Source organism: Bradyrhizobium sp. STM 3561 (assembly GCF_045571455.1).
Lineage (GTDB): Bacteria > Pseudomonadota > Alphaproteobacteria > Rhizobiales > Xanthobacteraceae > Bradyrhizobium > Bradyrhizobium vignae.
Map to the genome: position 1 here is coordinate 4,735,913 of NZ_CP120695.1, position 20,859 is coordinate 4,756,771.

At 66.1% G+C, this 20,859-nt stretch carries 17 protein-coding genes; 4 read left to right on the forward strand and 13 right to left on the reverse strand.

The annotated features are described in order from the left end of the window. Positions 1 to 36: 36 nt before the first annotated feature. The 4 genes from P6U28_RS22535 to P6U28_RS22550 form a co-directional block, all read right to left on the reverse strand. Positions 37 to 279 carry a hypothetical protein gene (locus P6U28_RS22535; RefSeq protein ID WP_122402016.1) on the reverse strand — a complete coding sequence of 81 codons (243 nt, stop codon included), beginning with the start codon at positions 277 to 279 and terminating at the stop codon, positions 37 to 39. A gap of 40 nt (positions 280 to 319) precedes the next feature. Continuing rightward, entirely contained in the window at positions 320 to 1,444 is a 1,125-nt protein-coding gene (locus P6U28_RS22540) for a DUF2336 domain-containing protein (protein WP_129144008.1), read from the reverse strand. Between the two features lie 239 nt (positions 1,445 to 1,683). Next, positions 1,684 to 5,337, reverse strand: coding sequence for an AsmA-like C-terminal region-containing protein (locus P6U28_RS22545; protein WP_407119922.1), 3,654 nt, complete (start codon positions 5,335 to 5,337; stop codon positions 1,684 to 1,686). Between the two features lie 130 nt (positions 5,338 to 5,467). Continuing rightward, positions 5,468 to 6,697, reverse strand: a complete 1,230-nt coding sequence (locus P6U28_RS22550) for a cytochrome P450 (RefSeq protein ID WP_129144010.1) — start codon at positions 6,695 to 6,697, stop codon at positions 5,468 to 5,470. 131 nt (positions 6,698 to 6,828) lie between these two features. Here P6U28_RS22550 and P6U28_RS22555 point away from each other — a divergent pair, with 131 nt between their 5' ends. Both P6U28_RS22555 and P6U28_RS22560 read left to right on the forward strand, forming a co-directional pair. Beyond that, entirely contained in the window at positions 6,829 to 7,440 is a 612-nt protein-coding gene (locus P6U28_RS22555; RefSeq protein ID WP_129144011.1) for a TetR/AcrR family transcriptional regulator, read from the forward strand. A 39-nt stretch (positions 7,441 to 7,479) separates the two neighbouring features. After that, positions 7,480 to 7,767 (forward strand): hypothetical protein, encoded by a 288-nt coding sequence (locus P6U28_RS22560; protein WP_245509541.1) that lies wholly within the window; start codon positions 7,480 to 7,482, stop codon positions 7,765 to 7,767. 8 nt (positions 7,768 to 7,775) lie between these two features. Here the strand turns inward: P6U28_RS22560 and P6U28_RS22565 are convergent, their stop codons facing one another. From P6U28_RS22565 to P6U28_RS22585, 5 genes are all read right to left on the reverse strand, one after another. Next, on the reverse strand, positions 7,776 to 8,705 hold the full coding sequence (locus tag P6U28_RS22565; protein ID WP_407119923.1) for a helix-turn-helix transcriptional regulator: 930 nt from the start codon (positions 8,703 to 8,705) through the stop codon (positions 7,776 to 7,778). A 369-nt stretch (positions 8,706 to 9,074) separates the two neighbouring features. Next, positions 9,075 to 10,370 (reverse strand): MFS transporter, encoded by a 1,296-nt coding sequence (locus P6U28_RS22570; RefSeq protein WP_122402011.1) that lies wholly within the window; start codon positions 10,368 to 10,370, stop codon positions 9,075 to 9,077. 250 nt (positions 10,371 to 10,620) lie between these two features. Next, positions 10,621 to 11,598 (reverse strand): hydroxyacid dehydrogenase, encoded by a 978-nt coding sequence (locus P6U28_RS22575; protein ID WP_407119924.1) that lies wholly within the window; start codon positions 11,596 to 11,598, stop codon positions 10,621 to 10,623. A gap of 12 nt (positions 11,599 to 11,610) precedes the next feature. Then, positions 11,611 to 13,464 (reverse strand): TRAP transporter large permease subunit, encoded by a 1,854-nt coding sequence (locus tag P6U28_RS22580; RefSeq protein ID WP_162500561.1) that lies wholly within the window; start codon positions 13,462 to 13,464, stop codon positions 11,611 to 11,613. Between the two features lie 22 nt (positions 13,465 to 13,486). After that, complete coding sequence (locus P6U28_RS22585) at positions 13,487 to 14,518, reverse strand: TRAP transporter substrate-binding protein (protein WP_407119925.1); 1,032 nt, start codon at positions 14,516 to 14,518, stop codon at positions 13,487 to 13,489. A 424-nt stretch (positions 14,519 to 14,942) separates the two neighbouring features. On the opposite strand from P6U28_RS22585, the gene P6U28_RS22590 reads away from it, so the two are divergent. Then, complete coding sequence (locus P6U28_RS22590; protein ID WP_407119926.1) at positions 14,943 to 16,418, forward strand: caspase domain-containing protein; 1,476 nt, start codon at positions 14,943 to 14,945, stop codon at positions 16,416 to 16,418. A gap of 133 nt (positions 16,419 to 16,551) precedes the next feature. Here P6U28_RS22590 and P6U28_RS22595 read toward each other — a convergent pair whose 3' ends face one another. From P6U28_RS22595 to P6U28_RS22605, 3 genes are all read right to left on the reverse strand, one after another. Further along, positions 16,552 to 16,917, reverse strand: coding sequence for a hypothetical protein (locus P6U28_RS22595; protein WP_122402008.1), 366 nt, complete (start codon positions 16,915 to 16,917; stop codon positions 16,552 to 16,554). A 32-nt stretch (positions 16,918 to 16,949) separates the two neighbouring features. Beyond that, positions 16,950 to 18,296, reverse strand: a complete 1,347-nt coding sequence (locus tag P6U28_RS22600; protein ID WP_407119927.1) for a Spy/CpxP family protein refolding chaperone — start codon at positions 18,294 to 18,296, stop codon at positions 16,950 to 16,952. A gap of 100 nt (positions 18,297 to 18,396) precedes the next feature. Continuing rightward, the gene (locus P6U28_RS22605) at positions 18,397 to 19,821 is read right to left on the reverse strand and encodes an FAD-binding oxidoreductase (RefSeq protein ID WP_122402006.1); all 1,425 of its coding nucleotides are present in this window, start codon (positions 19,819 to 19,821) and stop codon (positions 18,397 to 18,399) included. Between the two features lie 83 nt (positions 19,822 to 19,904). On the opposite strand from P6U28_RS22605, the gene P6U28_RS22610 reads away from it, so the two are divergent. Continuing rightward, positions 19,905 to 20,411 carry a thioesterase family protein gene (locus tag P6U28_RS22610; protein WP_122402005.1) on the forward strand — a complete coding sequence of 169 codons (507 nt, stop codon included), beginning with the start codon at positions 19,905 to 19,907 and terminating at the stop codon, positions 20,409 to 20,411. Positions 20,412 to 20,467: 56 nt separating this feature from the next. Here P6U28_RS22610 and P6U28_RS22615 read toward each other — a convergent pair whose 3' ends face one another. After that, complete coding sequence (locus tag P6U28_RS22615; RefSeq protein WP_008556598.1) at positions 20,468 to 20,641, reverse strand: DUF1328 domain-containing protein; 174 nt, start codon at positions 20,639 to 20,641, stop codon at positions 20,468 to 20,470. Positions 20,642 to 20,859 lie beyond the last annotated feature (218 nt).

Consider the following 20,859-nt stretch of genomic DNA (forward strand, 5'->3'; position numbering starts at 1 on the left):
CAATGACGGTCTTGGTGCGGTCGCGAGGGACGCGCCCTACCTGAAATACCCCAGCACCAGATCGACGTCCGAGCTGCGCGCTGCCGTGCCGTTCAGCTCGGCGTCGATGACGCGCCGGCAGGCGTCCACCGCGGCGTGGTCGCCGAGGTCGTTGGCGGCTTCCAGCACGAGCCAGGCGGCATCCACCGAGGCCTTGTCCGGAGCTGCGCCGCCGAGATCGGCGGTGACGGCATTGCCGAGATTCTTCTTGCGAACGGCGGTGCCGAATTGAGGCAACATTGCAGATACTCCCCTCTCGATTCCCGCTGAATGAACCCGCTCAGTGTATTTGCAGCTCGGGCTGACGGCCCGTCGCGGTTTCGGCACCCGCGCCGGTCTTGCGCGACTGGTAGAACTTCAGGATGCTGCGCGAGGTCTCGATCTTGAGCCGGCCGAACTCGCGCTCGTTGTCCTGGAGGTCGCGCGCCGTGATCAGGTGATCCTTGGCGCCCAGGAACAGGAGCGACATCGTCGTGTCCCAGGAGAAGTCGAGCGCCTTGCACAAGACCAGGATCATCTCGCGGTTGCGGTCCATCAGCGCGCGCTCGATCACGTCCACAGGCAGTGACGAGAGCAGCGACAGGCCGATCTGCACCTCGTCGAAACGGTGCTGACGCGCATAGTTCGAGATGGAGTCCTGATTGAGGTTGCCCTGCCGGTACTGGGTCGTGACCACGCGCTTGGCGACGAAATAGCTGCGCGAGGACGGGCCGAACTTGGACTGGAGATCGCCGGTGACCCCGGTCACCGAGCTCTGGATCTGCGCCATCATCTCGGGCCGCTCGGTCTCGAGGCGGCGGCGGACGTCTTCCGACGCCTTCGCGATCAGCTGCTGGAAGATGTGGCGCGGCACGTCCTTGCGCAGGCCGAGCTGTTCGGCAAGGATCGAATCGCCCTCGGCGCGGCGGACCATGTGCAGCAGGCCAGATCCGGAGAAACGCGCCCCCTCGTTCTTGGCAACCGACGTCACGACCTCCTGGTTGCCGCGCTTGACCAGCACGTCGGTCACGGCCTCGCCGAGCGACTGGCGCTGGGAAATCGCGAGCAGATGCGCCTGGCCCTTGGTCATGGCGCTCTCGACCAGCATCTTCTCGTCGATACGCGTGGAGTCGCGCAGCACGGGGCCTGCGACCTCGATCTCGTCGTCGAGGGCGAGCTTTTCGATGACGTTGAGCGGGGCGTGATCGCACGCCGACATGACTTCGGAGAGCTGCGCGCGCGCAGCAACCTCGATCTCGTCGGCGAGCCGGCCGATGACCTCGCCGAACATGCTGATCTCATCGTCGCTGTAGCGGCCGGTGATCAGAATATCGGTCGCATGCCACAACGCCTTCGCCCTGCTTTCGTCGGTGCCGCGCGCGATCGCGTCGTCCAGATCCTGTAGAAGCGATTTCGCCCCGTTCATCTCGATCACCCCAGTTCTTGGTAGCCCTTTGGCACGCCGTCCCGCCGCTCGCGGCGAGACGCCAAATTCCTCTGGGAACCGACGCTAGAGATGAAACGCGAGAATTCAGTAAAATCGGCAAATCAGTTTTGCCGACGAAAATTCCTTCAAATGCGAGGGAATGGGTTAACCGGCGGGCAAGGTGCTTCACCTCTCCCGTAGCGAGAGGTGAATCGAGCCCAGCCGCCAACGCTGTCGCCTCACGGATTCTGCGGCGTCAGCACCAGCGGCGGCTTTGGCCTGGGCTTGGGAGGTGGCGGGCCGGGGGCAGGCTTCACGTCGATCGGCGGCGGCAGCGGCGCGGCCTGCTGGCTTGCGAGCGGCGGGCTCGTGAGTGGAGGGCTTGTGAGTTGAGGGCTTGTGAGTTGATGGCTTGGCGCGGCGGGAGCGGCCTGCGGCGCCTTCGGCGTCGGCGCGGCCTTCGGCTTGGGCGGCGCGCGGCGCGGATCGCGGCCGGGCAGCGGCACATCCAGCAGCGGGGGCTCCGGATCGGGCGAGACCAGCGTCGGCAGCGCGGCAGTGGCCGGCGGCGGCTCGCCGCGCTCGATGGCATCGAGCCGCCGCGTCTCCCGATCGATCGTGCGCACCGCAAGCCATGACGACAGCGGCGCGAGGTCGATGGTGCGGCTCAGCTTGTCGGGAGGCCCTGCCGCGAACAGCTGGATCTCGGGCGGTGCGCCGGAGAGGCCGGTCATGATCGGCGTCAGGCTGGCGCGAATGTCGGCCTGGTCGGCGGGAATGTCGTAGCCGCCGGAGACGATGGCGCGGGCGTTCTTCGCTTCCAACGGCGTCGCGCCGACGCGCAGGCGGCCGTCGCGGATCGTGAACGGAATCTGCGCCGAGGGCACCGCAATGGGACCCGCCGACAGCGCGGGCTCGACCAGCTGCCGCAGCCGGTTGTCGTCACTGACCTGGCCGCCGTCGCTGGCGCGGATGGCGATCTCGAAGGCACGGGGATTGAGGCCGGTGATCTCGGCGGACTCGAGCGTCACCGTGCCGTTGCCGGCGAGCGCACCGGTCAAGGCCGCGACGCTGCGACCCTGGCTGGTCAGCGCCATCTGCACCGTGGCGCGCCCCTTGGGCAGCGCAAGGTCGCGATAGCGCAGCGCCGCCGCGTCGACATTGCTGAGCTCGACGCGCGCGTTCAGCGCAAGACCAGCCGCGCCATTGCGCGCGTCAAGGCTCGCGGACATCTCGCCGCCGCCGAGGCCGCCCTTGAGCGCATCGAGCGCGAGCGACTGGCTGTCGCTCCGGATCACGCCGCCGAAGGGGCGCAGCTCGATGCCGCCGGGCAACGTTGCGCGCAACGCCTGGAAGGCGATGCGGCCGCGCCAGCCGCTGACGAGTCCTGCACTGAGCGGCTCGCCGGACTCATGTCCGGCCGCGCCGATGGCGATTGCGAGCGCCGGCGCCAGATCGAGCGAGTCGAGACCGACCTCGCCGTCGACGTTCTTGTCCTGATCGAGCGTCACCGCGAAACGCCCGCGCAGATGCGCGCCAGCCGCGCTGCCGTCGAGATCGTTGAAGGTGAGGCGGTTGCCGGAGAGCGTGAGGCGCGAGGACAGGCTGACGCCCTGCATCGACTTGTCGGTCGTGCCGGTCCCGAACAGCGGCGCGAGGTTGACGTTGCGCACGCGCAAATTCACGCTGCCTTTGGGCTCCGACAGGTCGACGCTGCCCTGCGCGTCCGCATCAAGGCCGCCGCCGCTGAGCTTTGCGTTCAATTGCATTGGACGGTGCCAGGCGCCGCTCAGCCGGCCTTCGAATTGCGAAGCGCCCTCGCCCGCGGCCGCCATGCGATCGAGCCCGAGCAGCGCCAACAGCACGCCGGCCTGCGGCGCAGAAACTTTCGAGTCCAGCGTGAAGTCGCTGTTGCGCAGGCGGTCGAGGTCGAGGCCGCCGATGGCGGCGGCCGGTGTCTGCGCCGCCAGCGTCGCCGTGGCCTTCAGCTGCGGTGCGTCGAGCTCGAGCGCGACGCGGGCATTGCTGCGATCCGTATGCTCGGCGTTCTTGTCGAGGCTGAGATCGAGCTTGATGCGGGTCGCGCCAGGCAATGACGGAAGGGCATCGAAGCGCGCGCGCACCGCGGGCGCGAACGGCTCGATCAGCGCGGTGAGCTCACGCAGCGAATTGGCCGAGGATTTCAGCGCGAGCTTGCCGGTGGCGTTGGTGCGGTCGAAGCTGCCGCTCGCCTCGGTGGTCACGCCGCCGGGCTGGCCGAAGCGCAACTGCTCCAGCGACAGCGATGCTGGGCTGTAAGAGAGCTTGGCTGCGAACGGCCGCAGCTCCTGGCCGGCGGAGATCGCGCGGCCGATGTCGAGCGAGAGCTTTGCCTCCTCCGGCCACTCGCCCTGCGGGCCGGCGAGCGCGCGCACGAAGCTCGCGGCGGCATCGAGATCGAGCCGGTCGGCCCTGAGCGCCGCATCGATCCCCGAGCCCTTGCTCGCGCCTGTCTGCACGAAGGCGATGCGGCCTTCCACCGCCCCGCCGTCGATGTCGGCCTTCAGCCTGTCTATGGCGAAATGATTGGCGGCGATGGTCACGTCGCCGGCGAGGCGCAGCGGCCGCGTGCTGCGGCGGTTGATCTCGCTGCGGCCCTGCAGCCAGGCCACCAGCGTGTCGGGGTCTGAGGACTCGACGCTGAGCCGGCCGCTGAAACTGTCGGCGCCGGGAGCTGCGCCGTTGAGCGAGAGCTGCGTCATGCCGGGCGCGCGCAGCTCGAGCCGCCGGAAGGTCCAGGACCTGCCGTCGGTCGCAAGCTCGGTCGCGATGTTCTGGAGCGGACGGCCACCGAGCATGATCTGATCGGCATTGAACTCGATCTGCGCCGGGATCGGCACCTGCGGGATCGCCGCGAGCCCAGCGCGTAGCGCCGCCACGACGCGCTGCGGATCGGCATCGTCCTTGGCGGTCAGCCTGTCGGCATCGACCTGCCGCGCCGACAGCACCGCGCGCAGCAGCGGCGAGGCGCCGAACCTGAGATCGCCGACGCCGCCGAGCTTCAGCGCAGTGTCCTCCGTGCCGAAGCTCGCGTCGATCTGATCGAATTTCGCGCCGGCCGGATCGGCCTTGAGCCTGGTCGCGAGCTTCCAGGGCGTCGGCCCCACCTCGCCCGCCTTCTTGGTCGCGGGCACCGCGAGCGTCAGCGCGCCGTCGAATTTCGGCTGGCGGTTGTCGAAGGCTAGCACGCCTTCGAGATCGGCGAGGATGGCGCGCTCGCCGGGATCGACGTTGAGGTGGAGACGGGTCGCGCTGCCGTCGGCGCTGGGGCCGGAGGAGACGCGGAACGGGTAGCGCACTCCACGAGTCGTGAAACTGCCGTCGCCCCGCACCGAGCCTGCGAGCGAGCGCACGTCGCCTGAGAAGGCAATGTCGTTCAATTCCAGCGTCGAGCGGCTGGCGGCATCATGCAAGGCGATGCGGCCGCTGAGGTTCAGCCGCTCGATGGCGAGGGACGCCAGATTGAAGGTGCCGCTCGCGGTGGACGGCAAATCGACCCGCCCGCGCGCATCGAGGCCAACATCGACCGCCATGCCGCCCAAGGAAAGCTCGGTGGCACGCCATTCGCCGCGCATCAGGGAGCCCAGGCTGAACTCGACGTCGAGCTTGTCGGCGCGCAGGCGGCCGAGATCGTTGTTGCCGCCGAAGGTGACGGCGCGCAGCCGCAGCGTCGGCGTCGGCAACAGCCGCGCGTCGAGCTCACCCCCCACCCGCACCGGCACGCCGATGATCTTGCCAGCCTCCGCCTCGAACTGGGGCCTGAACTGGTTCCAGTCGATGTAGTAAGGCCCGATCAACGCTGCCAGCAGCGCAATGATGAAGGCAATCGCCAATCCGAGCAGCGTCGTCTGCACGGGTCTCCCCTCGGCCAAACCGGCCCGGGCCGAACCTGAGGGCCTCAGGAGCGCCGGAACAGCCCCTTATATAGGGGGAAGTGTGGCGAAGTCACAGCGACTGTTGCACGCGGAGGTTAACGCGCGGCCCTCACCAGCTCGCCGGCAGCCGCTTCAGCCCGCGCAGCACGAAGGTCGGCCGCCATTCCGGGTTTTCGACGTCATCGATGCGCAAGTCCGGAAGCCGCCGGAGCAGCGTGGCGATGGCGATCTCGGCCTCGATGCGCGCCAGCTGGGCACCCAGACAGAAATGGATGCCGCCGCCGAACGACAGCGGCTTGACGTTCGTCCGCGTGACATCCAGCCGGTCGGGCCGATCAGGGTAGACCGCGGGATCGCGGTTGGCCGAGCCGAGCAGGCACAGCACGGTCTCGCCCTTGGGAATCTTCACGCCGCCGAGATCGTCGATGTCCTCCAGCGTGACGCGCCCGGTCATCTGCACCGAGGAATCGTAGCGCAGGAATTCCTCGATCGCACCTTCGATCAGCTCCGGCCGCGCCTTGAGCAGCGCAAGCTGATCCGGATTGCGGTGGAGCGCGAGCAGGCCGTTGCCGATCAGGTTGACCGTGGTCTCATGGCCGGCGCCGAACAGGAGGATGATGTTGGCGGTCAGCTCGTCGTTGGTGAGCTTGTGGCCGTCCTCCTCGGCCTGCACCAGCTGGGTGATGAGATCGTCGCCGGGACTGCGGCGGCGCAGCTCGAACAGCTGCTGGAAATACATCTGGGCCATCAGGTTGCCGGCGTTGCCTTGGCTGATCTCCTCCGGAGACAGGGGCACAGGGTCGAGCAGCCGCCCGCCGTCGCGCGAGCTCTTGTAGAACACCTCGCGATGTTCCTCGGGGATGCCGAGCATGTCGCAGATGATGGTGACAGGCAGGCGGAAGGCGAAATCCTCGATCAGGTCCATGTGGCCGCGGTCAATCACGGCATCGATGGCCTGGTCGACGATCTCCTGGATCCGCCGCCGCATGTCCTCGACGCGGCGGGCGGTGAAGGCCTTGACCACGAGGCCGCGCAGGCGGGTGTGGTCCGGCGGATCGGCTTGCAGCATCCAGTAGCTCATGCTGCGAAACACCGGCTCCTTCATGATCTCAGGACCGTAGCGGCGCGTGGTGCGCTCGACGAAATCCTTGCCGAAGCGCTTGTCGCGCAACACGAGACTCACTTCGGCGTGGCGGCTGGCGACGAACTGGCCGAACGGCGTCACATGGATCGGATCGATCGTGCGCAGCCGTTCATAGTGCGGATAAGGATCGCGGATGAAATCCGGCGCGAGCGGGTTGAACAGCGGTCCGCCGGCGGGTTGCACGTGCTCGTTCATGGTGACCTCAGATCGGTTGCCGCATGACACGAATACGCAAGGCTGCCCTCAATCGCCCGGCGTAACCATCCCTGAAATTATCAACTCGATACATTGTTGTATCGAGTTGCAGTCTGCCCTAATCTGCGCCGATGTCAAGGGTGAGAACCAGACCGACCAGGGACGACACGCGCGACAAGCTGTTCGAAGCGGCCGCCCGCGTGTTTGAAGAAGACGGCATCGGCGGCGCCAGCATCGAGGCGATCGCGGCGGCGGCGGGCTTTACCCGCGGCGCGTTCTATTCGAACTTCAAGAGCAAGGACGAACTGATCATCGCCATGCTCGAGGACCACGTCGAGCAGTCGATCCGGCGCAACCTGGACATCCTCGCGCAGCACGACAATCTCGACGACTTCATCGCGGCGCTGAAGGCGATGGATCGCAGCCGACAGGATCCACTCGGCCGCTCGCCCCTCCTCCACATGGAGATGATCCTGTTCGTCGCGCGCGCCGAGAAGCGCCGGCCCGAACTGGCCAAACGCCTGCGGGCGCGACGCAAGCTGGTCGCCGACATCGTCGAGGCGACATTGAAGAGCAACGGGCGCAACGACAATCTGAATCCGCCCTGGATCGCCTCCGTCGTGCTCGCGCTGGAGGATGGCTTTCGCCTGCACCGGCTGATCGATCCGGAGACGACGCCGGCCGACAGTTTTCTGCGCGCCATCACGGATCTCAGGCGCAGGACGGGGCTGGCTTCCGCCTAGCAGGCGGGCTGCGGGATTTGTCGCAGGATCGGACAAGCCATGCTCGCTTTGGGAAAGACGCTTCGATCCGCGCCGCGCCACAAACAAGACCCCATCGTTCGAAGCCAGGGTTCCGTCCTGCCAGAGTTCCCGAGCGGCGCAGCCACGCCGACATCCCTTGTCGAGGCCCTGCGGGCGGTCGTGATAACAGGCGCTGAATCAAACAAGGCGTGCGACGCGGCTCTGTTCAATCTAGCCAACCTTGCCGAAGGCATCGGCCATCCGCCGGACGAGATGTTTGCGGCGCGGCGCGCTGCCTACGCCATCTCCCGGACCAGGCGCCGCTGAGCGGAAGCTCAGGTTTCGCTGTCCAGCGCGCCCTGCGCCTCACGGCGCCACATTCCCGGGCTGATGCCGACCACCGAGGAAAACACGCGCGTGAAGTGGCTTTGATTGGCGAACCCGGCCGATATCGCAATCTCCGCCAGCGACAGCTCGCGCGCCCTCATCAATTGCTTGGCCGTGTCCACGCGCTGACGCAGCAGCCATTGGTGCGGCGACAGGCCGGTCGAGACGCGAAATGCGCGGGAAAAATGACTGACGGAGAGATCGAACTCGGCTGCGATCTTCTCCAGCGAGAGCTTGCCGCGGAGATCGGACTCCAGCCTTTCACAAGCTCGCTTCACCTGCCAGGCGGCAAGGCCGCCGCGCGCCGGCTCGGCGGCGCGCCGCAAACCGCCATAGGTCGTCGCAACATGTGCGGTGAGCGCAAGCATCATGTGGTCGATGAAGAGCTGGTTGGCCTCTTCAGGCTGCCGCAACGCCGCCAGGAACGATGCGCCGAGATGGCGGACCGTCACATCGTCATGGCCGACGCCGGGCTGATAGGCGAGCTCACCGATGCGCGGTGCGCCGGCTTGCCTCGCCATGTCGTCCAACGCCGACCGGGGCAGATGGAAGAACAGGGAATGGAAGGGCTTGTCGATCACGTAGCGCGGATCACGTTTCAGATCGTACAGATAGGTGGCGCCGGCGCGGATATCGCTCTTGACCACGCATCGGCCGCGCTCCCAGCACTCGCAATCGGCGAAATCGCGGAATTTGAGGCTGACGAGATAGGCGTCCTCCGCGGGCATCGACTCGGAAAGACGCGTCATGGGATGATCATCGCGGGTTTCGGTGACGGCGAGCTCGGCGCTGCGCAGCGAACGCGTGACCAGCGTCGGCGGCGCATCCTTCAAATGCAAAAATCGTTCGAGCTTCTGCGCGAAGGCGCCCTGTGCCATGGGATGCATCTCTTATGTGAGGAGATTGGGGAGCGCAGCGCCACCGCCAAATCAGATTCAATTATCCGACATCGGCAAACGACGGTCCAGACCTGCGCGTTGGAACCGTAGCCGAGTGACTGCTGCCGCATCCCTTGTCACAAGGCGTTTTCACAAGAGATTTCAACGGATCTCGCGGGATCTCCGTTCAATGCTTCGACAGCTCGTCGTCTGTCGATCGTGCGCTTGTGAAAGCGCGTCGGCGTCTACTTGGACCGAATGCCGGCCAGCGGTGAATTTCCCCGACGCCCGAGCGTGAGCATCGAGCGCCGGGTTCGCCGTGAGCGTGGACTTCTTGCTGGCTTCATTGCATCTTGATGCGCACGCAACCTATTCGGATCCTGCTTCGAGCTCGTGCAGCCGGCCGGCCACGGCCCGCACCTTGCGCGGCGCGGCCTGCCAGATCGCGAACGCCGACAATCCGCTCACGACCATTGCGACGGCGAAAGCCAGCGTGTAGTCACCGGCGCGATCATAGAGGAAGCCCGTCACCCACGGTCCAGCCGCACCACCCGCCAGCGCCGCCAGCATGATCGTGCCGAAGATGCTGCCCTGATGCCTGCCTTGAAAAATCTCGAACACCACCGCGCCCATGATCGAGGTGAGGCCGTAGCCGAGCGCGCCTTGCGTGAACACCATGAGATAAACCAGCCAGAACGAAGATTGATACTTCAGCGCGATCAGCGCAGCGAAGCAGACGACAAAGCCTGCGCAGCTGATCGCCCAGACCCATTCCCGGCCAATGCGATCGGAGACATGCCCCAGCGCGATCTGGCCGGGAATGCCGAGCAGGCTGACGATGCCGAGTGCCCACACCGCAACGCTGGGACTGAAGCCGATGTCGAGCAGGAATTTGGTCTGGTGCACCTGCACCGCGTACCAGATGTAAAGGCCGCAGAAATAGCCGAGCGCGATCCACCAGAAACGCGCGGTCGTGACGGCGCGTTGCAGCGTCCATTCGGTGCCGGCCCAGACCGGATCGACGATGTTGGAGACGGATTTCGTCGCGCCTGCGGCCGGCGCGGCATCGCCGTCCGGCTGAAGGCCGATGTCCTCGGGGCGCTTGCGCAGCAGCAGATTGATCGGCGCCAGCGCGATCAGGACGAGCAGTCCCATCGCCGTGCAGGCGGTGCGCCAGCCGGTCTGTTCGATCATGTGCTGCACCCACGGCAGCAGCGTCACGGAGCCGATGCCGACGCCGGCGAAAGCGATACCGATGGCGAAGCCGCGCTTGCGGATGAACCAGTTCGGCAGAAACAGCGACTGGCCGGAATAACCGAGACAGACGCTGCCGGCGCCGACCATGACGCCGATGGTCACATAGAGATGCCAGGGCTGGCTGGTCAGCGGTGCGAGCAGCAGCCCGCCGCCCATCAGCACGACGCCGAGCTCCATCACCGCGCGCGGACCAGCGCGATCCATCAGGCGGCCGATCAGCGGGCTGACCACGCCCGACACCACGAAGCCGAAGGAGAAGGCGCCCGCGGTGACGCCGCGCTCCCAGCCGAATTCGGAGATGATCGGCGGAAAGAACAATGAAAAGGCGGTGCGCGCGTTGACGCCGATGGCCATGGTGACGAAGGTCACGGCGACCACGACCCAGCCGTAGAAGAACGGAAGCCGCATGGTGTGCTTATTTCATCCCTAGACGGTACTCTCGGACCATCTTGGGATATTGCGGTCAAGCGCTTTTCGCGCATGCCCGCTGCGCGACGTGACGTCAAAGTTTGGGCGCCAAAGCTTGCACAACGTCATGGCCGGGCTTGACCCGGCCATCCACGCCTTGCCCCAGCACAGAGAACGTTGGCGTCAATTTGTCGCCAATCCAGTTCAGAAGGACGGGACGTTCAAGACGGTGGACCGGCTGTAGGGCAGCTCAGGGCCGGCGCGTCCAGCGCTCGGCGTTGACGGCGCCTTGCGGCACCTCGCCCCGCACGATCGCTTCCACCTGCCGCACGGTTTCGAGCGACTGGTATTCGATGGCCTGCGGCGTCAGTCCGCCGACATGCGGGGTGGCGATGACGTTGGGAAGCCTCGCCAGCTCGGGTGTCGGCATCTGGTCGGGAGCGCGGCCGACATCCATCGCCGCGCCGGCGATGCGGTTTTCGCGCAGAGCGCGGGCCAGCGCCGCTTCGTCGACGAGATTGCCACGGGAGAGATTGATGAAGACGGCATGCTTCTGCATGCGTGCCAGCGCCGCTTCGCCGATCAGGTTCTCGGTCTGCTCGTTGGCGATAGCGAGGCAGACGACATAGTCCGATGCGGCGAGCAGCTCGTCGAGGCCGACTTGCCGGATTGCGCTGTCGCGGACGGCCGCAAAGGGATCGGAGACCAGCACCTCCATGCGCAGCACCTTTGCGATCTCGGCGAGATAGCGCCCGATACTGCCATAGCCGATGATGCCGATCCGGCTGCCGGCGAGCTGGCGGCCCATCCGCGTCTCGGGCTTTCGCCCGGCCCGATAGTCCGCCGTGGTCCGCGACACGCCGCGGGAGAGGTCGACCATGAAGCCGAGCGCGAGCTCGGCCACCGCTTGCACGAAGCCGGGACCGGCGCGGGTCACGAGCACGCCAGCTTGTGAAGCCGCGTCCACGTCGACGTTGCGGATGTCGACGGCGCAGCGGACGAACGCGCGTAGGCGCGGCAGTTGCGCAAAGATCTCGCCGCGTCCTTCCGTCATGCGATCGGCGACGATGATGTCGACGTCTTTGGCGGCGCGCACGAGGCCGGTTGCGTCCAGCGGATCATCGCCCTCGTGCAGGACCACCTCGGCGGCCGCGCGCAGGCCGTTCAGGCTACGATCGCCGTAATAATTGCGCCGCATCTCCGGGGTGTGCGCGAGCAGGACCTTCACGACAAAACTCCTTCAGTAGCCGAATGCCCGCGGCAGCGCGGTCGAGAGCCATGGCACGAAGGCGATGACGAGCAGGCAGAGGAACAGCAAGCCGAGATAGCCCATGATCGGCTTCACCGTCTGCTCGATCGACACGTTGCCGATCAGGCAGGCGCCGTAGAGGCCGAGCCCGAGAGGAGGCGCGAACAGGCCGATGCCCATGGCGATGACGAGAACGACACCGAAATGCAGGGGATCGACGCCGAGCTGCACGGCGACCGGCAGCAGCAACGGCCCGAAGATGATCAGCGCGGCCGCGCCCTCCAGCACCGACCCCATCACGATCAGCACGGCGATCGCGAGCAGGATGAACAGCCAGACACCCGAGGTCTTCGACAATCCCAGCATGAAATCGCCGACCGCGTGCGGCACCTGCTGCAAGGTCAGCGTGAACGCGAGCGACTGCGCAGCAGCGACGATGAACAGCACGAGACCCGCGCGCGTCGCCGCCTGGACGAAGCTATGCGCGGCCGATTTGAAGCCGAGCTCGCGGAACACGGCGCTGCCGACGACCAGCGCATAGGCCACGGCGAAGGCCGAGATCTCGGTCGCGGTGGCGAAGCCGGTCTTGAAGCCGAAGAAGATCATGAAGATCAGGCCGAACGCGGCGATCGCACCGCTCCAGAGCCCGGACACCGGCGCCTGTGGCGCAACGTCCTCGGCCTCCGCCGGCCGCTTGCCGAACATGATGGACACCGCGATCAGGACCAGCGCCATCAGCGCCGCCGGCAGCAGCCCGGCCATGAACAGGCCGCCGATCGACAGGTTCGCCACGAAGCCGAGAATGATCAGGTTGATGCAGGGCGGGATGGTCTCCGCCATCACCGCGGAGGCCGCCAGCAGCGCCACCGCGCCGCCGGGGTTCTGCCTGGAACGGCGTGCGGCCGGGATCAGCACCGAGCCGACCGCGGCGACATCCGCCATCTTGGAGCCTGATATTCCCGAGAACAGCACCATCGAGGCCACCATCACGACGTTGAGGCCGCCGCGCATACGCCCTACCGCGCGCTGCAGCAGCTCGATCAGCCGCAACGACATGCCGTTGGCTTCCATGAGATAGCCGACGAGGATGAAGAAGGGAATCGCGAGCAGCACGAAATTGTCGATGCCGCGCGCCATCTGCTGGGCGAAGATGACGCCGGGCAGCGCGCCCTCGACCCAGATGAAGATCAGCGCGGCGAGCGCCAGCGCGAAGCCGATCGGCAAACCGCCGAACAGGGTTGCAAAGAAGCCGATCAGCATCAAGGTGCCCGCCGACGGCACCGAGGCTGGCGACAGATAGTCCCAGGCGAGATAGAGGCCGGTCACGACGATGATCGCAGCGAGGCCCCTGAAAATGTCTGGGAACGGCCGCGCGCAGAGATGATCGATTGCGAACACCGTCATGAACAGCGCGCCGATGCCCATCGGATAAAAGGTCAGCTCCAGCGGCAGGCCGGAACCGGTGGTCTGGCCGGCGGTGAGCGAACCCAGCTTGATGGCGTTATAGGCGACGTAGCCGGAGATCAGCACGATCAGCAGCGCGCTGGCGGCATCGACCAGCGTCTGCAGCCGCAGCGGCAAGAGATCACGGAAGAAGGAGACGCCGACATTCTCGCCGCGCGCGAGTGCGCTCGCCGCACCGAAGAAGGCCGAGCCGACCATCAATCCGCGCGCGACGTCGTCGGACCATTCGACCGGTGCGTTGAAGAAGAAGCGCAGCAGCACGGAGGCGCACACCACGACGAGATCGGCGGCCAGCAGGACGGCCGCGATCGCATCGCTGACGCGAAGCAGCAGGGTGATGCTTCCGTGGCGGCCGTCCGAGACGGGCACGGCGGCCGACATTGCCACGTCGGATTTGGTCATCTCAGGCTTGCGTCGCGCGGATGATGTCGATGACGGCCTTGGACTCCGGCCGCGCCTTGATGAAGTTCTCGGTCTGCGGTGCGACGCGCTTCTTGAAGGCCTCGCGGTCGCATTCGGCCACCGTCACGCCTTTCTCGGCCAAGGCCGCGAGCGCCTCCTTCTCGACTGCGAGTCCATGGGCACGGGTGTCGGCTGCGGCCTTCTTTGCAGCATCGAGAAAGCCCTCGCGCAGCTTCGGATCCATGCGGTTGTAGGTCATGTCGCTGAAATAGATCGCGAGCGGCGAGAAATTGTGCTGCGTCAGCGCGTAGAATTTCGCGGTCTCGAAGAACTTGCTGGCGAGGATCGTCGGCGGATCGTGCTCCAGGCCATCCAGTACGCCGGCCTGCAACGCCGTGTAGATTTCGCCGAACGCCAGCGGCGTGGCGGCCGCGCCCATCAGGCGCAGACATTCGGTGATGACGGGATTTGGCAGGGTGCGGATCTTGAGCCCGGCGAGATCCTCCGGCGTCTTCACCGCCTTCTTCGCCAGCACGCTGCGCGAGCCGAAATTATACGCCCAGGCGATGATGCGGATGTTGCCGCCCCTAAGCAGCGCGTCCTCGATCGGCTTGGCGGCGCCGGCGTCGAACGCCTTGGTCTGCTGCGGGAAGCTCGAGAACAGGAAGCCGAGATCGAAGGTGCCGACCAGCGGCACCAGATTGGCCGAGATCGACGAGCCCGACACCATGAGGTCGATGACACCGAGCTTCACCGAATTGATGACGTCGATCTCCTGGCCGAGTTGGTTGTCGGGAAAGAAGGCGACCTCGACTTGCTCGCCCAGCCCGTTCGCCTTCAGGTTTTTGACGAGATTGTCATAGTAGACGCGGCCGTTGGCATATTTTGGATCGTTCGGCAGCGACGAGGAGCATTTCAGCTTCAGGGTCGCAGCTTCGGCGCGCCCGATGATGGCGGGAGAGAGCACGAGGCCGGCGGTGACCGCCGCCGATGACTTGATGAACGCGCGACGGTTCACGGGCACGATGGTCATGGTGCGGTCTCTCCCCGATTCTTTTTGTTCGCTGCGGTCGTTGCCGCAGGCTGTTGCGGGACTGTATGGTCAAAGCGACGGCACAGGCAAGCGTGGCGGCTAGCCGTCGCGGAGCAGTGCGTGGTGATCATCGGCAGTGCGGCCACACGGTGAAACGACGGGATTTTTCCGGAAATCATCGCTGAGGATCGGCTTGCCGGCCGATGTCCGAGCAGGACGCCGTCGCGCACGTTGGGTATCGATCCAATTGGAGCATGGATCGATGCGCAATTCACATGGATTGCCCCGAAACGATGCTGCGCCTTCGGCAGACTCCCTGCCCCATTTTGCCGCGGCCCCTGCGTGATCCAGCGCACAGACGGCTTCATGGCGCAGACCTACAAAAAGTGACATCATCGTGCGCATTGCCGATGGAGGTGACATCATGCGCCATCCAGTCCTTTGCAATTTGTTCCTTGCCTCCGGTCTTCTCGCACTCGCCCAATTGATGACGCCAACGGAGGCCGCCGCGGAAGCGCGGCTTGCACTGGTGATCGGCCAATCCGCCTATCGCACCGTGCCGGAACTGCCCAACGCCGCCAATGACTCCAAGGCGATGACGGAGCTGCTTGGCAGTGCCGGCTTCACCGTCACCACCGCCGCCAACCTGGCGCAGACCGAGATGCGCGCGGCGATCTCGGACTTCGCCGGCAAGGTCGGCGCCAGCGGCGCCGACACAGTCGCGCTGGTGTTCTATGCCGGCCACGGGCTGCAGATCGACGGCGAGAACTATCTGGTGCCCGTCGACCTCGACCCCAAGCGCGAGGCCGACATTCCGCTCCAGGGCGTGCGGCTGAACGATCTGCTCAACACGCTCGGCGCACTGCCGACGCGGGCGCGCATCTTCATGCTCGATGCCTGCCGCAACAACCCGTTCCCCGCACTCAGCGGCGCCGGCCACGGCCTTGCGATCGTCGACACCAAGGCCGGCGCGCCCGGCTCCTTCATCTCCTATTCGACCTCGCCCGGCGCCGAGGCCGAGGACGGCAACGGCATCGACAGCCCCTACACCACTGCTGCGTTGAGCATCGCCAAGCAGCCCAATCTGCCGATCGAGGAAGTCTTCAAGCGCATCCGCGTCGCCGTGGCGCAATCGACCGACGGCCGGCAGATCCCCTGGGAGAGCTCGTCACTGACCACCGACTTCAAGTTCTTCGGCGACAGCAGCGGCAGTCAGCCTGCTATTCCCGGCGCATCCGCGATGGCGTTCGCCAGCGGCACGCGCAGCGTCGCGGACTGGCGCAAGGATTTGCAGGGCAAGGATGCCAAAGCCGCCTATGAGCTCGTGATCGCGGATGACACCGTCGAAGCGTATCAGGCCTATATCGAGCTCTACGCGCAGGCTTCCTACACGCCGCGCCTGCGCACGGTCCTGGAGCGCCGGCGCCAGATGCTGGCCTGGGAGCGCGCGGTCGCCGTCAACACCCGCGCCTCGTTCGAGGCTTACCTCGCGAACTGGGACAACAGCGATCTCGCGGCAACCGCGCGCCGGCTGCTGCTGCGCGTACAGAACCGCAACTATGCCTTGCCGGTTGCCGCCGCGGCGACGCCTGTCGCGGTCGCGATGGCTCCGACCTGTCCGTGCTCGGCGCCCACGACACCGGCAACGCCGGTCAACCCGGCGGTCGCTCCCGTCATCAAGAAGCGCGTCGACGACACGCTGCCGAAGCGCAAGGTGGTCGAGACGCCACCCAAGCGACGACCGCCGTCCGACCAGGTGGTCTACGAGCGCGCGCCGCCGCCGGATCGCGGTCCGCCGCCCGAGGCTGTCATGCAAGGCATCGGCATCGGTGTTGGTATCGGCCTCGGCATGGGAATGGGCGGCCGCGGCGGAGACTATCACGATCGCGGCCGGTACTGAGGGTACCACCCGCGCGGACCTTGCCGTCGATGGCCAGCGACGAACTCTCGTGCCCCGGACGCAGCGCAAAAACGCCACGCGTTGCAGCGCGTCCGGGACACGGATCCCAAAGGCTATTCGTGGCCCTGCACTTTCACTGCACCAATGTCGGATGATCCCGCGCTAACGCCTCCCGGATCCAGGCCGCCTGGATTGCACGTGAGAGGATCTGTGCGGTCTTGATGTCCTCAGCCTTCATGCAGAGGTCGACGATGCGGCGCACCGCATCGTCGCGCATCAGATCGTCGGCGATCTTCATCGCGATTTCCATCGCGACACGGGCCGCCCGTTCGTAGCGCTCGCGCTTGCCGGTCTGCGCGGAACCTGCGACAGCTTCGGCGCTCGCCCCCGCCGCCTGGCAGATGTTGCGAATTCGCGCGACCGCGTCGATGTCGCCGACGGGTCCCTCGACCGGCTCATCCCAGATGTCGGCCGGCTGCCGCGTTGCGAACCACTTCATTGCCCCACCCTTGATCTGATTGCTCGCGACGTTCAGGACATGCGACGCGACCCGATCGCCTCGAACTGCGCCTTCTGCTCGTCGCTCAGCGTGGCATAGAAATCGTCGAGCGCCGCGCGCACCGACTTGATCCCGTCCAGCATGACATCGAGGCGCTTGCGGATCGCGGCCATGCGGGCGGGCGGTGTCATCACATCATTGGGCTCGCAGGCCGCCTTGAGCGATGCGCTGACTTTGGCGCTGGTGTCCTGGAGCACCTGGAGCGCCGCGCGCTGAGTATCGTTGGGCCGAACTCTTTCCTCGATCGTGGCGCCGGGCCAATCGAACGCGGCGGACACGCTGCAATTCTGTACCGGCGATCCGCTCGCATTGTTCGATGCCGTGGCACGACGCTGATCCTCGGCCAGCGCGTTGAAACGTGCCTTCTGCTCGTCGTTAAGCGAACCATAGAACGTCTCGAGCGCGGGCTGGACCAGATCGACCCCCTTCTCCATTGCCTCGACACGCTGCTGCATCGCCGCGAGCCGACCCGGCGCAGTCGCTGCGGCCTGGGTCGGACAGGACGCGCGGATCAGCGCTGCCGCGTCGATCGAGGCGTTGCCGAGCGCATCGAGAGCGGCGCCCTGCGCATCCGTCGGCTGCACCGCGGCTGCAATCTGATCGATCGGCACACCGACGATGGCACGGCGATCGCTGCCGCAGAGCTGATCGAGCGGCGCGCTGCGCGCCCGCCGTCGTCCCTGCGGCTGCTGCGGCAGATAGGCCGACAGGCGATCATAGCCGTAGGGGCCGAAAATGCCGGCATAGATGTCCGGATAGCCGTAGCCCCAGAAGCCGAGCCCGTCGCCCCAGATCGTGTAATCGTAGAGGTCGTTATAGGCGAACGGCCAGAACAGCGGTCCGACCCAGCCATAGCCGCCGCCCGCATGCTGCCACCATCCACTGCTCGCGCCGCTCCAGCCAGCGAGCGCGGCTGCCGCAGCGATCTGTGCGCGGGCCGCCGGATTGCTGATCAGCCGCCCGTTCCGGAATGCGCTGGCGTTCAGGGCCTTGCGGAAGTTCGCCGGCCGTATGGCGGCATTTCGGATCTGACCGAAATTCGGGCCGCCACGCCGGGCGCCGGTTGTGAACCGCATTCCACGATAATGCCCGCCGCCGTGCGCGTGCCCGCCGGCATGCCCACGGAAATGGCCGCCGCCGTGATGCCCACCGCCGTGCCCGCCGCCATGCCCACCGCCATGCCCGCCGCCATGGCCACCGCCATGGCCGCCGCCATGTCCGCCGCCATGTCCGCCACCATGTCCGCCCTTGGCCAGCGCCGCACCCGCCAGCATGCAGGCAAAGGCCACCGCGGCAATTCGAATGACCGGTCGCACCATCGCACCCTCCCGCGCACAGCCCTGCCATTGAGGCATCGGAACTTGGCGGGAATTGGAACCGGGAAGAATGCCTAAAGTTCCCGGGTCGTGCGGCGCGGTGCTACGCCTCCGGCACGATCTTGCCGGGGTTGAAGATGTTGAGCGGATCAAGCGCCTTCTTCAGCGCCCGCATCGCATCGAGCGCCTCGGGGCCGAGCTCGGCCTTGAGATATTTCTGCTTGCCCTGGCCAATGCCGTGCTCGCCAGTGCAGGTGCCGTCCATCGCCTGCGCGCGTTCGACCAGGCGATGCATGAACTCCTCGCCGCGCGCCATCTCGGCGGCATCGTTGGTGTCGCAAACCAGCGAACAGTGGAAATTGCCGTCACCGACATGGCCGACGATCGGCGACAGCAAATTGAGGCGCTTGAGATCCTCCTCGGTCTCGCTGACACAATCGGCGAGCCGCGAGATCGGCACGCAGACGTCGGTCGCAACCACGCCGATGCTGTCGCCGGGCCGCAGCGCCTTCACTGACCAGTATGCGTCGTGCCGCGCCTGCCACAGTTTTGTGCGGTCCTCCGGCTTGGTGGTCCAGGAGAAATCGCCGCCGCCGCATTCCTTCGCAATCTCGCCGAACGCCTTGGACTGCTCGGCGACCTCGATCTCGCTACCGTGGAATTCCAGCAAGAGCAGCGGCGTCTCGGGCAGCGTCAGCTTCGAGTACGCGTTGCAGGCCTTCACCTGTGCGGCATTGAGCAGCTCGATGCGCGCCACGGGGATGCCGGTCTGGATCGCCAGGATCACCGCCTGACAGGCGCCGTGCACGGTTTCGAACGACACCGCGCCGGCTGCGATGGTCTCGGGGATACCGCGCAGGCGAATGGTGAGTTCCGAGATGATGCCGAGCGTGCCCTCGGCGCCGACGAACAGATGGGTCAGATCGTAGCCGGCGGAAGACTTCTTCGCGCGCGTGCCTGTGGTGATGATCTCGCCATCGCCGCGTACCACCTTCAGTGCCAGCACGCTGTCGCGCATGGTGCCGTAGCGCACCGCATTGGTGCCGGAGGCGCGGGTCGAGGCCATGCCGCCGAGCGAAGCATCCGCGCCGGGATCGATCGGGAAGAACAGGCCCTGGTCGCGCAGATGCTCGTTCAGCGCCTTGCGAGTGACGCCGGGCTGGATCACGCAGTCGAGGTCCTCGGCATGCACCGCGAGCACCTTGTTCATGTCGCGCAGGTCGATCGAGATGCCGCCGGCGGGCGCGTTGACCTGGCCTTCGAGCGAGGTGCCGGTGCCGAAGGGAATGACGGGCACGCGATGTTTCGCGCAGATCCGCACCACATCCTGGATGTCGGCAGTTTCCTGCGCCATCACCACGCCATCCGGCGGCTGGTTGGGGATCCATGTGGTGGTATGGCCGTGCTGCTCGCGCACGGCCTGCGAGGTGATGAGGCGGTTGCCGAAACGTGCGGCAAGCTGCTCCAGCGCGCTTGCGAGGGCTTTCGGCTCCGGCCGCGGCGGATTATTGGTGATGGTCGTACCCACGGAATTCCTCCCGACAGAAGAACCGTGGCAAAGGACATAAAACCGGTCAAGTCAAGCGACCGGACGCATAGCTGGAAGGAACAATGCCGGAGACCGCCGCCTCAGCACCCAAAGCCGAGCCGTTTCGCACCTCGATCATGCAGATCGAGCCGCAGTGGATCGACTATAACGGCCATCTCAACATGGCCTACTACAATGTGATGTTCGACCGCGCGATCGACCAGCTCTGGCTCGAGCTCGGGATCGGGCCGACTTACATGAAGGAGCGAGGCGGCTCGACCTTCACCGCCGAATGCCACGTCCGGTACTTGCGCGAGATCCACCTCGGCGACCCCGTACAGATTTTCGTCTGGCTGCTGGAGGCCGACGACAAGCGGCTGCACACGTTCGAGGAGATGCGGCACGCAACCGAAGGCTGGCTGTCGGCAACATCCGAGAACATGTCGCTGCACATGGACATGACCGCGCGACGTGTTGCGCCATTTCCGTCCGATATCCGCGAGCGCATCGCTGCGGTCACAAAGGCCCACAGCGCCGTGCCGCGGCCTGAGGGCATCGGCCGAAGCGTGGCGATGCCGTCGAAGCGGTGACACCTAGCCCGCGTCGTAGTTCACCTCTCCCCGACGGGGAGAGGTGAAGATAGCCGCTATATCCTGTTGCGGCCGCGGGCGAGGCCGACCACGGCCGAGACCAGGAACAGGACAACTGCGATGAAGAAAATGATCTTGGCGATCTCGATCGAAGCGCCGGCGATGCCGCCAAAGCCCAGGATGCCGGCGATCAGTGCGATAACCAGGAACGTCACAACCCAGCCAAGCATGGTCAAACCCTCGTCTTGATGTCGTCTGCGTCGACGCGGCTCGCCGCGCCACCTGCCTGACAATCTCGACGCCGGAACGATAGTTCCGGCCCAGGCGGGAGCGAAATTCGCCGCCGGCGCTGGAACAAATCGGCCTGCCACGCACGTGGAAAACCCTTCCTGGCGCCCCCATATAGGCACCAATCCCTGTTAAGAAGGCTCCCTTCCGTCACCCCGCG

Excerpts from the sequence above, each read along its gene's own strand:
- P6U28_RS22615 (WP_008556598.1), bottom strand. The coding sequence starts at position 20,641 with ATGCTTGGCTGGGTTGTGACGTTCCTGGTTATCGCACTGATCGCCGGC.
- P6U28_RS22585 (WP_407119925.1), bottom strand. The coding sequence starts at position 14,518 with ATGACCATCGTGCCCGTGAACCGTCGCGCGTTCATCAAGTCATCGGCG.
- P6U28_RS22560 (WP_245509541.1), top strand. The coding sequence starts at position 7,480 with ATGCTCGCTTTGGGAAAGACGCTTCGATCCGCGCCGCGCCACAAACAA.
- P6U28_RS22555 (WP_129144011.1), top strand. The coding sequence starts at position 6,829 with ATGTCAAGGGTGAGAACCAGACCGACCAGGGACGACACGCGCGACAAG.
- P6U28_RS22600 (WP_407119927.1), bottom strand. The coding sequence starts at position 18,296 with ATGGTGCGACCGGTCATTCGAATTGCCGCGGTGGCCTTTGCCTGCATG.
- P6U28_RS22565 (WP_407119923.1), bottom strand. The coding sequence starts at position 8,705 with ATGGCACAGGGCGCCTTCGCGCAGAAGCTCGAACGATTTTTGCATTTG.
- P6U28_RS22540 (WP_129144008.1), bottom strand. The coding sequence starts at position 1,444 with ATGAACGGGGCGAAATCGCTTCTACAGGATCTGGACGACGCGATCGCG.
- P6U28_RS22590 (WP_407119926.1), top strand. The coding sequence starts at position 14,943 with ATGCGCCATCCAGTCCTTTGCAATTTGTTCCTTGCCTCCGGTCTTCTC.
- P6U28_RS22550 (WP_129144010.1), bottom strand. The coding sequence starts at position 6,697 with ATGAACGAGCACGTGCAACCCGCCGGCGGACCGCTGTTCAACCCGCTC.
- P6U28_RS22610 (WP_122402005.1), top strand. The coding sequence starts at position 19,905 with ATGCCGGAGACCGCCGCCTCAGCACCCAAAGCCGAGCCGTTTCGCACC.
- P6U28_RS22595 (WP_122402008.1), bottom strand. The coding sequence starts at position 16,917 with ATGAAGTGGTTCGCAACGCGGCAGCCGGCCGACATCTGGGATGAGCCG.
- P6U28_RS22535 (WP_122402016.1), bottom strand. The coding sequence starts at position 279 with ATGTTGCCTCAATTCGGCACCGCCGTTCGCAAGAAGAATCTCGGCAAT.
- P6U28_RS22570 (WP_122402011.1), bottom strand. The coding sequence starts at position 10,370 with ATGCGGCTTCCGTTCTTCTACGGCTGGGTCGTGGTCGCCGTGACCTTC.
- P6U28_RS22580 (WP_162500561.1), bottom strand. The coding sequence starts at position 13,464 with ATGTCGGCCGCCGTGCCCGTCTCGGACGGCCGCCACGGAAGCATCACC.